This window comes from Streptomyces mesophilus, from assembly GCF_040300965.1.
In the GTDB taxonomy this organism is placed as follows: Bacteria; Actinomycetota; Actinomycetes; order Streptomycetales; family Streptomycetaceae; genus Streptomyces; species Streptomyces mesophilus_A.
Genome location: NZ_JBEPEW010000011.1, coordinates 51889 through 66108, shown reverse-complemented (window position 1 = coordinate 66108; position 14220 = coordinate 51889). Strand labels below are relative to the sequence as shown.

Sequence of the window (14220 nt, the reverse complement as noted above, 5' to 3'; positions counted from 1 at the left end):
ATGCCTTCTGCTCTTCCCGACGGGGAACCCGTGCCCGACGACGGGGCACTGCCCGCCTCCGCGCTCGCCGGGAGCGCCGCGCGGCCCCTCGGGTTCTACGTCCACGTGCCGTACTGCGCCACCCGCTGCGGCTACTGCGACTTCAATACGTACACCGCCGGTGAGCTGCGCGGATCCGGTGGCGTGCTCGCCTCGCGCGACAACTACGCCGACACCCTGATCGACGAGATCCGGCTCGCGCGCAAGGTGCTCGGGGACGACCCGCGGGCCGTCGAGACCGTCTTCGTCGGCGGCGGTACGCCGACGCTGCTGCCCGCCGCCGATCTCGTACGGATCCTCGGCGCGATCCGCGAGGAGTTCGGGCTCGCGGACGGGGCGGAGGTCACCACCGAGGCCAATCCGGACTCGGTCGACCCCGCGTATCTGGCCGCGCTGCGGGCCGGCGGCTACAACCGGGTCTCCTTCGGCATGCAGAGCGCCCGGCAGCATGTGCTGCAGATCCTCGACCGTACGCATACGCCAGGGCGTCCCGAGGCGTGCGTCGCCGAGGCGCGGGCCGAGGGCTTCGAGCATGTGAACCTGGATCTGATCTACGGCACCCCGGGGGAGAGCGACGACGACTGGCGCGCGTCCCTTGACGCCGTACTCGGTGCGGGTCCTGACCACGTCTCCGCGTACGCCCTGATCGTCGAGGAAGGGACCCAGCTGGCCCGGCGGATCCGCCGGGGCGAGATCCCGATGACGGACGACGACGTCCACGCGGACCGCTATCTGATGGCGGACTCCGTGCTCTCGTCCGCGGGCTTCCACTGGTACGAGGTCTCCAACTGGGCCACGTCGCAGGCGGCGCGCTGTCTGCACAACGAGCTGTACTGGCGGGGCGCGGACTGGTGGGGCGCGGGACCCGGCGCCCACTCCCACGTGGGCGGGGTGCGCTGGTGGAACGTGAAGCACCCCGGTGCGTACGCGTCCCGGCTCGCGGCCGGGTCGTCCCCCGGGGCCGGGCGTGAGCTGCTCTCGGAGGAGGACCGGCGGGTCGAGCGGGTGCTGCTCGAGCTCCGGCTTCTCGAGGGATGCCCCCTCTCCTTGCTCAAGCCGGCCGGCCTCGCGGCTTCCCGCCGCGCTTTGGAGGACGGGCTGCTCGATCCCGTCCCGTACGAGGAGGGACGGGCCGTCCTGACCCTGCGGGGGCGGCTGTTGGCTGATGCGGTGGTCCGGGACCTGGTGGACTGAGACGGGCTGTTTCGGGCGGTGCTCCGCCCCGGACCCCCGCATCCGGACTTCGTCCGGATGTCCTCAAACGCCGGACGGGCCGGTGGTCACGAAGTCGATGAGTTCCTCGACCCGGCCCAGGAGTTCCGGCTCCAGGTCCTTGTAGGACGTCACCTTCGACAGGATGTGCTGCCAGGCCGCGCCCGTGTTCTCGGGCCAGCCCAGTGCCCGGCAGACCCCCGTCTTCCAGTCCTCGCCGTGCGGGATACGGGGCCATGCCGCGATGCCCGCCGAGGACGGTTTCACCGCCTCCCAGACATCGATGTACGGGTGTCCCGCGACCAGGACGTGCGAGCCCGTGACCGAGGCCGCGATGCGGGACTCCTTCGAGCCGGGGACCAAGTGGTCGACCAGGATGCCGAGACGGGCGTCGGGGCCGGGGGCGAACTCCGCGACGATGGAGGGGAGGTCGTCGATGCCCGAGAGGTACTCGACGACAACGCCCTCGATGCGCAGGTCGTCGCCCCAGACCCGCTCGACCAGCTCCGCGTCGTGCCGGCCCTCGACATAGATGCGGCCGGCCCTCGCCACCCGGGCGCGGGCCGTCGGTACCGCGACCGAACCCGACGCGGTGCGATCCCGGCGTACCGGGGAAGGGGCGGCCGGGCGGGTCAGGGTGACCACTTGGCCGTCGAGCAGGAAACCGCGGGGGTCGAGCGGGAACACCCGGTGCTTGCCGAAGCGGTCCTCCAGCGTGACCGTGTTCGCCTCGCAGCGGATGACCGCTCCGCAGAAGCCCGTCGACACCTCTTCCACGACAAGGTCCGTCGTCGCCTCCACGGTCGGGACCGGTTTCGGCTTCTTCCACGGCGGGGTCAGGTCGGGGCTGTAGCTGCGCATTCGGCCGACGATAGGAAAAGGGTGGGCCGGTCGGGCTATGACACGCCGTGCAGTGCGGCGAGGGCGTCACGCTGTGTGCGGACAAAAGCCGCATCGACCACCGAACCGTGCCCGGGGACGTAGCGCGCGTCCGGTCCGCCCAGCGCGAGGAGGCGGTCCAGCGCGAGCGGCCAGCGGGACGAGGTGGCGTCCGGGCCCGCCTGAGGTTCGCCCGACTCCTCGATCAGGTCGCCCGCAAGCAGGACGCCCGCGTCCGGGATCCAGGCCACCAGGTCGTACGGGGAGTGGGCGGGGCCGGCGAGGCAGAGGCGCACCTCGCGGCCGCCGCCCAGGTCGACCGTCCACTCATGGGTGATCAGATGGTGCGGGCGGATGACCACGTCCGCGGCCGCGGACGCCTCGGATTCGGGCAGGCCCTGGCGTACGGCGTCGAGGCGGAGTTCCTCGCGGCCGTTCTCGGCCAGCGCCTTCTCCATGCCGGCGGCGGCATGGATCTGCGCGCCGGCGAACGCGCCCGTACCGAGGACATGGTCGAAGTGCGGGTGGCTGAGGACGATATGGGTCACACGCCGGCCGCCGAGCAACGCCTGGACCTGTGTGCGGATCTCGGCACCCTCGCGCAGCGACGAGCCGGTGTCGAAGAGCAGCGCGCCGGACGGTCCGGCGACGAGCGCCACGGTCGCGTCCCACACGGGGAGCCGCCTGCGGCCGACGCCGTCGGCAAGCTCTTCCCAGCCGAACTCTTCCCAACTGAAGGTCATACCGTGACGCTAACCGCATCAGGGGTGGTCGGCCTTGCTAGGGCGCTACCCGACGGCCGTACACTGACCAGAAGCTTTGCTGGCACTCGTACGTCATGAGTGCCAGACGGCCGGTTCGGGAACGACAGCTGGAGGTGCGCGGATGCTCAGTGAACGCAGGCTCGAGGTGCTGCGCGCCATCGTCCAGGACTATGTCGGCACCGAGGAGCCGGTCGGCTCGAAGGCGCTGACCGAGCGGCACAAGCTCGGCGTCTCGCCCGCGACCGTCCGCAATGACATGGCCGCGCTCGAGGACGAGGGCTTCATCGCCCAGCCTCATACGAGTGCCGGGCGGATCCCGACCGACAAGGGCTACCGGCTCTTCGTCGACAAGCTGGCCGGCGTCAAGCCGCTGTCGGCTCCGGAGCGGCGGGCCATCCAGAACTTCCTGGACGGTGCCGTCGACCTCGACGACGTCGTGGGACGCACCGTGCGGCTGCTCGCGCAGCTGACGCGGCAGGTCGCCGTCGTGCAGTACCCGTCCCTGACCCGGTCCACGGTGCGGCATGTGGAACTGCTCTCGCTCGCGCCCGCGCGGCTGATGCTCGTGGTGATCACGGACACAGGGCGGGTCGAGCAGCGGCACGTCGACTGTCCCGCGCCGTTCGGCGAGACCTCGCTCGCGGACCTCAGGGCCCGGCTCAACAGCAGAGTCGCGGGACGCCGGTTCTCCGACGTACCGCAGCTCGTCCAGGATCTGCCCGAGTCCTTCGACCGGGACGATCAGGGGACGGTGGCGACCGTGCTCGCCACACTCCTCGAAACACTCGTCGAGGAGTCCGAAGAACGGTTGATGATCGGCGGCACCGCCAATCTGACGCGCTTCGGGCACGATTTCCCGCTCGTGATCCGGCCGGTGCTCGAAGCGCTCGAGGAGCAGGTCGTGCTCCTCAAGCTGCTCGGCGAGGCCAAGGACCCGGGCATGACCGTACGTATCGGGCATGAGAACGTCCACGAGGGGCTCAACTCCACGTCGGTCGTCTCGGTCGGCTACGGTTCGGGCGGCGAAGCAGTCGCCAAGCTCGGCGTGGTCGGACCGACCCGCATGGATTACCCCGGAACGATGGGAGCAGTACGCGCAGTGGCACGTTACGTCGGACAGATCCTGGCGGAGTCGTAAGTGGCCACGGACTATTACGCCGTACTCGGCGTGCGCCGCGACGCTTCCCCGGACGAGATCAAGAAGGCCTTCCGGAGACTCGCTCGCGAGCTGCACCCGGATGTGAACCCGGATCCGAAGACCCAGGAGCGGTTCAAGGAGATCAACGCCGCTTACGAGGTGCTCTCGGATCCGCAGAAGAAGCAGGTCTACGACCTCGGCGGTGACCCCCTGTCGCAGTCGGGCGGCGCAGGCGCCGGCGGCTTCGGACAGGGCGGGTTCGGGAACTTCTCGGACATCATGGACGCGTTCTTCGGTACGGCGTCCCAGCGCGGGCCCCGTTCCCGTACGCGCCGTGGCCAGGACGCCATGATCCGGCTCGAGGTCGAGCTGGACGAGGCAGCGTTCGGGACCACGAAGGACATCCAGGTCGATACGGCCATTGTCTGTACGACGTGTTCCGGTGAGGGCGCCGCGCCCGGCACCTCCGCGCAGACCTGTGACATGTGCCGCGGTCGCGGTGAGGTCTCGCAGGTCACGCGATCCTTCCTCGGCCAGGTCATGACCTCGCGGCCGTGCCCGCAGTGCCAGGGCTTCGGGACCGTCGTGCCGACGCCGTGTCCGGAGTGTGCCGGTGACGGCCGCGTACGGTCGCGGCGGACCCTGACCGTGAAGATCCCGGCCGGTGTGGACGACGGCACGCGGATCCAGCTCGCCGGCGAGGGCGAGGTGGGCCCCGGTGGCGGTCCCGCCGGTGACCTCTACGTCGAGATCCACGAGCTGCCGCACCCGGTGTTCCAGCGGCGCGGTGACGATCTGCACTGCACGGTGACCATTCCGATGACGGCGGCCGCGCTCGGCACGAAGGTGCCGCTCGAGACGCTGGACGGCATGGAAGAGGTCGACATCCGGCCCGGCACCCAGTCAGGGCAGTCGATTCCGCTGCACGGCCGTGGTGTGACGCATCTGCGCGGCGGCGGTCGCGGTGACCTCATCGTGCACGTCGAGGTCATGACGCCGTCCAAGCTCGATGCCGAGCAGGAGCGGGTGCTGCGCGAGCTGGCGGTGCTGCGTGGTGAGGAGCGGCCGACCGGGCAGTTCCAGCCGGGGCAGCAGGGCCTGTTCTCGCGCCTCAAGGACGCCTTCAACGGGCGCTGAGTTCCGTACGTACGACGAACTCGGTTCCTCCCTCGGGAGGGGCCGAGTTCTTCGTGTGCGGGACGGGGGACGGCTCGATTTAGCCGGGAACGGCGGACGTGGCACGATGCCGTCATGTCCACCGCACTGACCGATCTCTGCCCCCATCCGATCGTGCAGGCCCCCATGGCGGGTGGCGCCTCCTGCCCCACTTTGGCCGCTGCCGTGTCCGAGGCCGGCGGGCTCGGTTTCCTCGCCGCCGGGTACAAGACCGCCGACGGGATGTACCAGGAGATCAAGCAGCTGCGCGGGCTGACCGGGCAGCCCTTCGGCGTGAATCTGTTCATGCCGCAGCCCGAGCTCGGCGACAAGTCCGCGGTCCTGGTGTACTCCGCGCAGCTCGCCGGTGAGGCCGCCTGGTACGAGACCCCGCTGGGCGACCCGGACTCCAATCTGGACGACGGGTTCGACGCCAAGCTGGCGATCCTGCTCGACGATCCGGTGCCGCTCGTCTCCTTCACCTTCGGCTGCCCGAGCCGCGATGTGCTCGACGCGCTGGCCCGCGCCGGTACGTACAGCGTCGTCACCGTCACCTCGCCCGAGGAGGCGCAGGCCGCGCAGTGGGCGGGCGCCGACGCGGTGTGCGTACAGGGCATCGAGGCCGGCGGGCACCAGGGGACGCATCGCGACAATCCGGAGGCGGACGGTGCGGGGATCGGGCTGCTCTCCCTGATCACGCAGGTGCGCGAGACCGTACAGCTGCCGATCGTCGCCGCGGGCGGACTGATGCGCGGCGGGCAGATCGCGGCGGCGCTCGCGGCCGGGGCGGACATGGCCCAACTGGGCACGGCCTTCCTGGTGTGCCCGGAGTCCGGCGCCAACGTGCTGCACAAGCAGGCCATGACCAACCCCTTGTTCGTACGGACGGAACTGACCCGGGCCTTCTCCGGGCGGCCCGCCCGTGGCCTGGTCAACCGGTTCCTGCGCGAGCACGGGCCCTACGCACCGGCCGCGTATCCGCAGGTGCACCACCTCACGAGCGGGCTGCGCAAGGCCGCGGCGAAGGCCGGGGACGCGCAGGGCATGGCGCTGTGGGCCGGTCAAGGGCACCGGATGGCAAGGGAGTTGCCCGCGGGCCAGCTGGTCGAGGTGCTCGCCGCCGAGTACCGGTCCGCGGCCGCCTCGCTGGGCGTACGGGGTGCGGCGTGACCGCCCCGGTGTTCGTGGTCGAGTCCCTCGAAGGGGCCGGGCCCGGTGCCGTCCTCACCCTGGACGGGCCCGAGGGCCGGCATGCCGTATCCGTGCGCAGGCTGGGGGCCGGTGAGGAGATCGTGCTCACCGACGGGCAGGGGCGGGCGGCGGCCGGGACCGTGCTGCGTACGGAGGGCAAGGACACGCTGCTCGTCGAGGCGTTCGAGTTTCCCGTGGAGCCCGAGCCGAGTCCGCGGATCACCGTCGTACAGGCGCTGCCCAAGGGCGACCGCGGCGAGCTCGCCGTCGAGATCATGACCGAGACGGGGGTCGACGGGATCGTGCCGTGGGCCGCGTCGCGCTGCATCACGCAGTGGAAGGGCGAGCGGGGCGTCAAGTCGCTGAACAAGTGGCGGGCGACGGCGCGGGAGGCGGGGAAGCAGTCGCGGCGGTTGCGGTTCCCGTCGGTGGGTGAGCTCGCTTCCACCAAGCAGGTGGCGTCGCTGCTTGCCGAGGCCGACTTCGCGGCTGTGCTCCATGAGGAGGGGAGTGAGCCGCTCGCCTCGGCTCCGTTGCCCTCGGCCGGGTCGATCGTGCTGGTCGTCGGGCCCGAAGGAGGCGTGTCTCCGCAGGAGTTGGAGGCCTTCGCCGCCGCGGGTGCGAAGCCGTACCGGCTCGGGCCCAGCGTGTTGCGGACGTCCACGGCGGGGACGGCGGCTGCGGCGTTGTTGCTGGGGCGTACGGGGCGCTGGGGTTAGGCCGGGGCTGTCGTCCGCGGGCGGGTGGGTGCCTGCGGCGGGCTCTTCTCCCTGCCCCGCCCGTTCCCGAAACCGCGGGGCTAAAGGGCGAACTGGTCGTAGAAGCTCATCTTGACCTCCAGCGACCTCTGTTCCTCCGCCCTGAACGCCTCGGCCGCCGCGGCCGGTTCCGTGGACGTGAGCAGGGAATTCAGGCGGCGGGTCAGTTTGTCGGCGTGGGTGGTCGCGAGGAGTGAGACCGTCGACAGGGGGTGGGCCTTCGCGTCGTGGAGCAGGTGTGGGTAGTAGAAGTGCGAGCGGTTCACGCCGTCGCGGATGAGGGCCGGGCTCATACGGGGCCACAGCTGGGTGTACTCCGTGGCGACCAGGATCTCGCCCCAGAAGCGCAGGATGGTCAGCAGCCGCAGGTCCGAGTCCGGGCGGCCGCCCGCGTCGGCGATCAAGGTGAACGTGTCACTGATCGCGGCCAGGGTCGCCGCGGTCGGGCGTGACGCGGTCAACTCGGCGCGCGTGAGGCCCAGTTGCAGCATGTCCTCGATCATGTCCTCGCGGTGCGAGCGGGTGTTGCCGGTGTCGTCCGGGTATTCCTCGCGCAGGATGACGCGCGCGATCCTCAGCCCTTCCTTGTCGTCGAGCAGGTCGATCGCCAGGTCGTACGCGGGCGTGAAGGCGAGGGAGAGGAAACGGCGCTGGAGCAGGAGCCGGGCGAAGGCGGCGTCCGTGAGCCGCGTGGTGTCGGAGAGGACGGGGTGCGCCTTGTACTGCGCGATCAGGCCGTCCTCGAAGGCGTCGAGGGCGTCGAGGCTGTGGGATGCGGTGGGCTGGGACATGGCGGTGCGGCCTTTCAGCGGGCAGGTGCGGGAAGCTCAGGAGACGTTGACGTTGTCGAAGTCGATCAGCTCGATGGAGTGCTGCCAGTCGGCGAGATCGACGGGCTTGCCGATCTGCCACAGGGTGTTCAGCTCTTCCTGGACCTCCGCGCCGCGGGCCGTGTCGCTGCCCTTGATCTCGGTCTGCGGGGCGTCGATGGCCAGCATGCCGTGCAGGAACGAGCTGACCAGGTAGGAGTCGTCGGCCCGGTACACGGCCATCGAGGGCAGCGAGTTGTAGACCCGCACCTCCAGGCGCGTGCGGGCCCGCTCGGGCAGAGCGGCGCTGAGCCGGGCGAAACTCTCCAGGTTGTGCTCGATGGCCACCTTCACGTTCACCGGCGGCGTGGGGCTGTGCACCGAACGCAGCGCCTCATGACGCAGGTTGGCCACCGGGGACTTCGGAAAGAGCAGGAGGATCCGGACGCGCACCTCGCTGTGCTCGGTCAGGGCGTCGCGCAACGCGTTCTGGAGCAGATGGAGGTTGGGAATGAAGGTCTGCAGAACCGTGACCTCGGAGTCGGCCTCGCGTATGAGCGCCTTGAAGTGACTGATCGGGAACTCCGAGTGCACCCGTTCCACACCCCCGTACCGCTCCCGCCGCAGACGTGTCGCCGTGCCGTCGATGTCGAGCTCCGCCAGCCGCTGGTCGACACTGTCAAGGATCTCGAAGCGCCGGACCTCGAGCAGCAGGAACATCGTGACCGAGGTGAGGATCAGCAGCGTGACCAGCTGGATCCCGTTGGGGGAGACCTCGTCGAGCAGCCCCAGGACATCGGCGAGGATGGTCAGCGGTCCTGCCGCGGTCGTCAGGGCAAGACCGATTTTTTCCGCCTGGTGGCGCACGGCCATGGTGGCCTCCTCGTCCCTGCATGGAAGTCACGCCGGGTGAACCTCGGCGGCTCGCAGGGGAAACAGCTTGCACCACAACATGCATGTTTCACACCGGAGTTATGGAGAATCGGCCAAGACTTGCAGTTCCGGCCATGTACTCTGCGTAACCGTCGTGGTCGGGGTGCTACTTCCCCGGACGGCAGTCGCAGGTCGGCGGATACACAGTCACCGTCGTCGTCACCGTGACCGTCGGCTGCGGCCCGTTCGCCGGCGGGCGTGAAGTCGGCTTGGCGTCGGCGCAGTTGCCGAGCACATCGGCCTGCAGCACGGTCTTGCCCGCGACCTTCGCGGTCAGATCACCCCGTACGCACGCACCACTGCGCTCCTCGGTGACCTTCCCGGTCAGGGTGATCTCCCGGCCGTCCTTGGTCCTGCCCTCGCAGTCGACCGTCGCGACGCTGCGTACGGAAGGGGACTTGGAGGAGTCCGGGGTGCCGCCGCCCTCGCCGAAGGACGAGGTGCAGCTGAGCCACTGGACGTCGATGCCCTTCTTCTCCAGGGCGTCGGTGCCCTTCTGGTCCGTGGTGATCGACACGGCGACCGTGTTGAGTCCCCCTGTGAGGTCCTGGCAGGCCGTAACGCCCAAGGTCAAGGCCGCCACCGCCCCGGTCGCAGCCAGGAACCGGCGATCACGTAAACGCCTCAATGCGCCCATACGAGACAGGTTCCCACTGGGGCTCCCGGAGCGGTAGAGGCCCTGCTTAAGGTGTGGGCGTGACGCAGCCCTCGAATCCTTCGTACCTTCGATTCCCGCACGTCCGAGGCGAGTTGATCGCCTTCACCGCAGAGGACGACGTCTGGATCGCACCGCTGGAGGGCGGTCGCGCCTGGCGGGTCAGTGCCGACAACATGCCCGTGAGCCATCCGCGGATATCCCCGGACGGCCGCCACGTCGCCTGGACCTCGTACCGGGACGGTGCGCCCGAGGTGCACTACGCGCCCGTCGACGGCGGGCGGGCGGAGCGTCTGACGCACTGGGGCAGCAACAAGACCTCGGTCCGCGGCTGGACTCCCGGCGGCGGTGTCCTCGCCGTCACCACACACGGTCAGGCCTCGCTGCGCCGCCAGTGGGCGTGGGACGTGCCGCTGGACGGCGGGCCCGCGACCCGGCTGCCGTACGGACCGGTCGGCGATGTCGCCTGGGGTCCCGACGGGCAGGTGCTGCTCGTCTCCGTGTCGATGGGGCGCGAGGCCGCGTACTGGAAGCGGTACCGCGGTGGCACGGCGGGGAAGCTCTGGATCGACACCTCGGCCGACGGCGCCGGTGAATTCAACCGCGTACACGAGGAGTTGGACGGCAATCTCGAGTACCCGCTGTGGGTGGGGGACAGGATCGCCTTCCTGTCCGACCACGAGGGCGTCGGAGCGCTGTACTCCTCGCTGCCGGACGGGTCCGACCTCACGCGCCATACGCCCGGGGACGGCTTCTACGCCCGCCACGCGGCGACCGACGGACAGCGGGTCGTCTACACGAGCGCCGGCCGGCTGTGGGTGGTCGACGCCCTGGACGGCAGCGAGCCGCGGCCGCTCGACGTCCGGCTCGGCGGTCAGCGGGTCGATCTTCAGCCGCACCCCGTCAAGGCGGACCGTTTCCTCGGCGCGACCGCGCCCGACCACACCGGCCGGGGCAGCGCCGTCTCCGTACGCGGGTCGATCCACTGGGTGACCCACCGCGAAGGACCCGCCCGCGCGCTGGCGTCCACTCCCGGCGTACGGGCCCGGCTGCCGCGCACCTTCCGGGTGAGCGGTGAGGAGCATGTCGTCTGGGTGACGGACGCCGAGGGCGAGGACGCCCTGGAGTTCGCGCCCGCCGCCGGAGTGGCCACCGGTGCGTCCGTACGACGGGTCGCCGCCGGCCAGTTGGGGCGGGTGCTCTCGCTGGCGATGGCGCCCGACGGCAGCCGCGCCGCCGTCGCCGCGCACGACGGGCGTGTACTCCTCGTCGACCGCGAGAGCGGAGAGGTGCGCGAGGTCGACCGCAGCGAGGACGGCGACGCGACCGGTCTGGTCTTCTCGCCCGACTCGGCCTGGCTGGCCTGGTCCCACGCGGGCCCTTCCCCGCTGCGGCAGTTGAAGCTCGCCAACACCGCCGACCTGTCCGTCACCGAGGCGACACCGCTGCGCTTCCGTGACTTCTCACCGGCCTTCACGCTCGACGGCAAGCACCTCGCGTTCCTCTCCGAGCGCTCCTTCGACCCGGTCTACGACGCCCATGTCTTCGACCTCGCCTTCGTGGGCGCCTGCCGCCCGCACCTGATCACGCTCGCCGCGACCACCCCGTCCCCCTTCGGACCGCAGCGCCACGGCCGCCCCTTCGAGTCCACCGAGAAGAGCGAGGAGGTCCCCGGCGACGAGCAGCCCGCGACCCGGATCGACCTCGACGGACTCGCCGACCGCATCATCGCCTTCCCCGTCGAGGCCGCCCGCTACTCGACGCTGCGCGCCGCCAAGGACGGCGTCCTGTGGCTGCGCCACCCGGTACGCGGCGCGCTCGGCGTCTCCCGAGCCACCCCCGACGACCCGGGTCCGCGCACGGACCTGGAGCGCTACGACCTCGCGCAGCAGCAGATCGAGGAACTCGCCTCCGACGCCCACCACTTCACCGTCACCGGCGACGGCAAGCGCGTCCTGCTGCACACCGGCGACGTCCTGAAGGTGATCCCCAGCGACCGCCGCCCCTCCTCCGACGACAGCAGCGACTCCAACATCACCGTCGATCTGACCCGTATCCGCCAGCAGATCGAACCGGCCGCGGAATGGCGGCAGATGTACGAGGAGACCGGCCGCCTGATGCGCCAGAACTTCTGGCGCCCCGACCTCGGCGGCATCGACTGGGACGGTGTGCTCGACCGCTACCGCCCGGTCCTCGAACGTGTCGCCACCCACGACGACCTGGTCGACCTCCTGTGGGAGGTGCACGGCGAACTGGGCACCTCGCACGCGTATGTCACCCCGGGCGGCGGCTACGGTTCATCCGATACGAGGCAGGGCCTGCTCGGCGCGGACATCTCCCGGCACGAGGACGGGCTGTGGCGGATCGACCGCATCCTGCCCTCGGAGACCTCCGACCCGTACGCACGCTCCCCGCTCGCCGCGCCCGGGGCGGCGGTCCGCCCGGGAGACGCCCTGGTGGCCGTCGACGGGCGGCCGGTGGACCCGCTGCGCGGTCCGGGCCCGCTCCTGGTCGGCTCGGCGGGCAAGGCCGTCGAACTCACCGTCTCGCCGTCCGGCGGCGGCGACGTACGGCATGCGGTCGTCGTCCCGCTGTCCGACGAGGAACCTCTGCGCTACCACGCGTGGGTCGCCGACCGCCGCCGTTACGTCCACGAGCGGTCGGGCGGCCGACTCGGCTATCTCCACGTCCCCGACATGCAGGCGCCGGGTTGGGCCCAGATCCACCGCGATCTGCGTGTCGAGGTCGCCCGAGAGGGTCTGGTCGTCGATGTGCGAGAGAACCGCGGCGGCCACACCTCCCAGCTCGTCGTCGAGAAGCTCGCCCGCCGCATCGTCGGCTGGGACCTGCCGCGCGGGCGCCGCCCGTTCAGCTATCCGGCGGACGCCCCGCGCGGCCCGGTGGTCTCGGTCGCCAACGAGTTCTCCGGCTCGGACGGCGATATCGTCAACGCCGCCATCAAGGCCCTGGGCATCGGCCCCGTCGTCGGCGTGCGCACCTGGGGCGGCGTCGTCGGCATCGACAGCCGCTACCGCCTGGTCGACGGCACGCTCGTCACCCAGCCCAAGTACGCGATCTGGCTGGAGGGTTCCGAGTGGGGCGTCGAGAACCACGGCGTGGACCCGGACGTCGAGGTGGTCACCGCCCCGCAGGACTATGCGGCGGGGCGCGATCCGCAGCTGGACACGGCGATACGGGTGGCGCTGGGGGCACTGGAGGCCACCCCGGCCAAGGCGCCGCCCGCGCTGCCCGACCTTCCGGAGCGGGAGTGAGAGCCTGCTGCCGAAGCTCCGCCGTGTCCCCGGATAGCATGCTCCCGGACCGATCGCCGACCCTCAGGAGGCCCGACCGTGGCTGGTGAACCGCAGGCCGACTGCCTGTTCTGCAAGATCGTGGCGGGTGAGGTGCCGGCCACCGTCGTACGGGAGTCGGAGACGACCGTCGCCTTCCGGGACATCAACCCGCAGGCGCCGACGCACGTCCTGGTGATCCCCAAGGTGCACCACCCGGACGCCGCCTCGCTGGCCGCCGCCGAGCCCGCGATCGCCGCCGACGTGCTGCGCGAGGCGGGCGAGGTCGCGGCCGACGAGAAGCTCGAGAGCTACCGGACCGTGTTCAACACCGGGTCCGGGGCCGGGCAGACGGTGTTCCACGCGCACGCCCACGTGCTGGGCGGGCGTGGCCTTCAGTGGCCGCCCGGGTAGCGGCCGGCACGGAAGAGAACGGTCAAGTCTCCTTGTCCTCACGGGAATTCGTGGTGCTCGGCACCGCGAGCCAAGTGCCCACGCGGCACCGCAACCACAACGGCTATCTGCTGCGCTGGGACGGCGAGGGCATCCTCTTCGATCCGGGCGAGGGCACCCAGCGGCAGATGCTGCGGGCCTCGGTCGCCGCGCACGACCTCAACCGGATCTGCGTCACGCACTTCCACGGCGATCACTCGCTCGGACTCGCGGGCGTCATCCAGCGGATCAACCTCGACCGGGTCCCGCATCCCGTCACCGCGCACTACCCGGCGAGCGGACAGCACTTCTTCGAGCGGCTGCGGTACGCGACGGCCTACCGCGAGACCGTGCGGCTCACCGAGGCGCCGGTCGCCGGGGACGGTGTGCTGGCCGAGACGTCCGCGTACCGCCTCGAAGCGCGGCGGCTCTCGCATCCCGTCGAGTCCTTCGGATACCGGCTCGTCGAGCCCGACGGGCGGCGGATGCTGCCCGAGCAGCTGCGGGCCCGCGGGATCGCGGGCCCCGACGTGGGGCGGCTGCAACGGGACGGTGTGCTCGGCGATGTCTCGCTCGCGGACGTCAGCGAGCTGCGGCGCGGGCAGCGCTTCGCCTTCGTGATGGACACGCGGCTGTGCGACGGGGTGCGGGAGCTGGCGGACGGGTGCGATCTGCTGGTCATCGAGTCGACCTTCCTCGACGAGGACGTCCGACTCGCCGAGGACCACGGGCACTTGACGGCCGGGCAGGCGGCGACGGTCGCGCGCGAGGCCGGCGTGCGGCATCTCGTACTGACGCACTTCTCGCAGCGGTACACCGACCCGGGGGAGTTCGAACGGCAGGCGCGGGCGGCCGGGTTCGAGGGGGAGCTGACCGTGGCGGCGGATCTGATGCGGGTGGCTGTGCCGAAGCGGATCTGATGCGGGTGGTCGTTCCGAAGTGGCGCTGAAGAAACGGGTGGCTGT

Annotated in this window: 13 protein-coding genes; 8 read left to right on the top strand and 5 right to left on the bottom strand. The window is 70.8% G+C overall.

Annotation, left to right across the window (positions count from 1 at the left end; all coding sequences use genetic code 11):
* Complete coding sequence (gene hemW / locus ABT367_RS06745) at positions 1 to 1233, top strand: radical SAM family heme chaperone HemW (RefSeq protein WP_352250291.1); 1233 nt, start codon at positions 1 to 3, stop codon at positions 1231 to 1233.
* A gap of 63 nt (positions 1234 to 1296) precedes the next feature.
* Here the strand turns inward: hemW and ABT367_RS06740 are convergent, their stop codons facing one another.
* Both ABT367_RS06740 and ABT367_RS06735 read right to left on the bottom strand, forming a co-directional pair.
* Positions 1297 to 2112: a DUF3097 domain-containing protein gene (locus ABT367_RS06740; protein WP_352250289.1), complete on the bottom strand. Its 816-nt coding sequence runs from the start codon at positions 2110 to 2112 to the stop codon at positions 1297 to 1299.
* Positions 2113 to 2147: 35 nt separating this feature from the next.
* Positions 2148 to 2873 (bottom strand): MBL fold metallo-hydrolase, encoded by a 726-nt coding sequence (locus ABT367_RS06735; RefSeq protein ID WP_352250286.1) that lies wholly within the window; start codon positions 2871 to 2873, stop codon positions 2148 to 2150.
* Between the two features lie 142 nt (positions 2874 to 3015).
* On the opposite strand from ABT367_RS06735, the gene hrcA reads away from it, so the two are divergent.
* From hrcA to ABT367_RS06715, 4 genes are all read left to right on the top strand, one after another.
* A complete protein-coding gene (hrcA, locus tag ABT367_RS06730; RefSeq protein ID WP_199551778.1) occupies positions 3016 to 4032 on the top strand; it encodes a heat-inducible transcriptional repressor HrcA in 1017 nt (338 codons plus the stop codon).
* On the top strand, positions 4033 to 5169 hold the full coding sequence (dnaJ, locus tag ABT367_RS06725) for a molecular chaperone DnaJ (protein WP_352250283.1): 1137 nt from the start codon (positions 4033 to 4035) through the stop codon (positions 5167 to 5169).
* 114 nt (positions 5170 to 5283) lie between these two features.
* The gene (locus tag ABT367_RS06720) at positions 5284 to 6357 is read left to right on the top strand and encodes a nitronate monooxygenase (protein WP_352250281.1); all 1074 of its coding nucleotides are present in this window, start codon (positions 5284 to 5286) and stop codon (positions 6355 to 6357) included.
* Positions 6354 to 7097 (top strand): 16S rRNA (uracil(1498)-N(3))-methyltransferase, encoded by a 744-nt coding sequence (locus ABT367_RS06715; RefSeq protein ID WP_352250279.1) that lies wholly within the window; start codon positions 6354 to 6356, stop codon positions 7095 to 7097. The genes ABT367_RS06720 and ABT367_RS06715 overlap by 4 nt, the downstream gene beginning before the upstream one ends.
* A gap of 80 nt (positions 7098 to 7177) precedes the next feature.
* Here the strand turns inward: ABT367_RS06715 and ABT367_RS06710 are convergent, their stop codons facing one another.
* From ABT367_RS06710 to ABT367_RS06700, 3 genes are all read right to left on the bottom strand, one after another.
* Positions 7178 to 7927 carry a hypothetical protein gene (locus tag ABT367_RS06710; RefSeq protein ID WP_352250277.1) on the bottom strand — a complete coding sequence of 250 codons (750 nt, stop codon included), beginning with the start codon at positions 7925 to 7927 and terminating at the stop codon, positions 7178 to 7180.
* A 36-nt stretch (positions 7928 to 7963) separates the two neighbouring features.
* A complete protein-coding gene (locus tag ABT367_RS06705; protein ID WP_352250275.1) occupies positions 7964 to 8818 on the bottom strand; it encodes a hypothetical protein in 855 nt (284 codons plus the stop codon).
* Positions 8819 to 8984: 166 nt separating this feature from the next.
* Entirely contained in the window at positions 8985 to 9395 is a 411-nt protein-coding gene (locus ABT367_RS06700) for a hypothetical protein (RefSeq protein ID WP_352250273.1), read from the bottom strand.
* 173 nt (positions 9396 to 9568) lie between these two features.
* Here ABT367_RS06700 and ABT367_RS06695 point away from each other — a divergent pair, with 173 nt between their 5' ends.
* The 3 genes from ABT367_RS06695 (at position 9569) to ABT367_RS06685 (ending at position 14175) form a co-directional block, all read left to right on the top strand.
* A complete protein-coding gene (locus ABT367_RS06695) occupies positions 9569 to 12805 on the top strand; it encodes a S41 family peptidase (protein WP_352250271.1) in 3237 nt (1078 codons plus the stop codon).
* A gap of 78 nt (positions 12806 to 12883) precedes the next feature.
* Entirely contained in the window at positions 12884 to 13237 is a 354-nt protein-coding gene (locus tag ABT367_RS06690; protein ID WP_352250269.1) for a histidine triad nucleotide-binding protein, read from the top strand.
* A 32-nt stretch (positions 13238 to 13269) separates the two neighbouring features.
* Positions 13270 to 14175: a ribonuclease Z gene (locus tag ABT367_RS06685; RefSeq protein ID WP_352250267.1), complete on the top strand. Its 906-nt coding sequence runs from the start codon at positions 13270 to 13272 to the stop codon at positions 14173 to 14175.
* Positions 14176 to 14220: the final 45 nt, after the last annotated feature.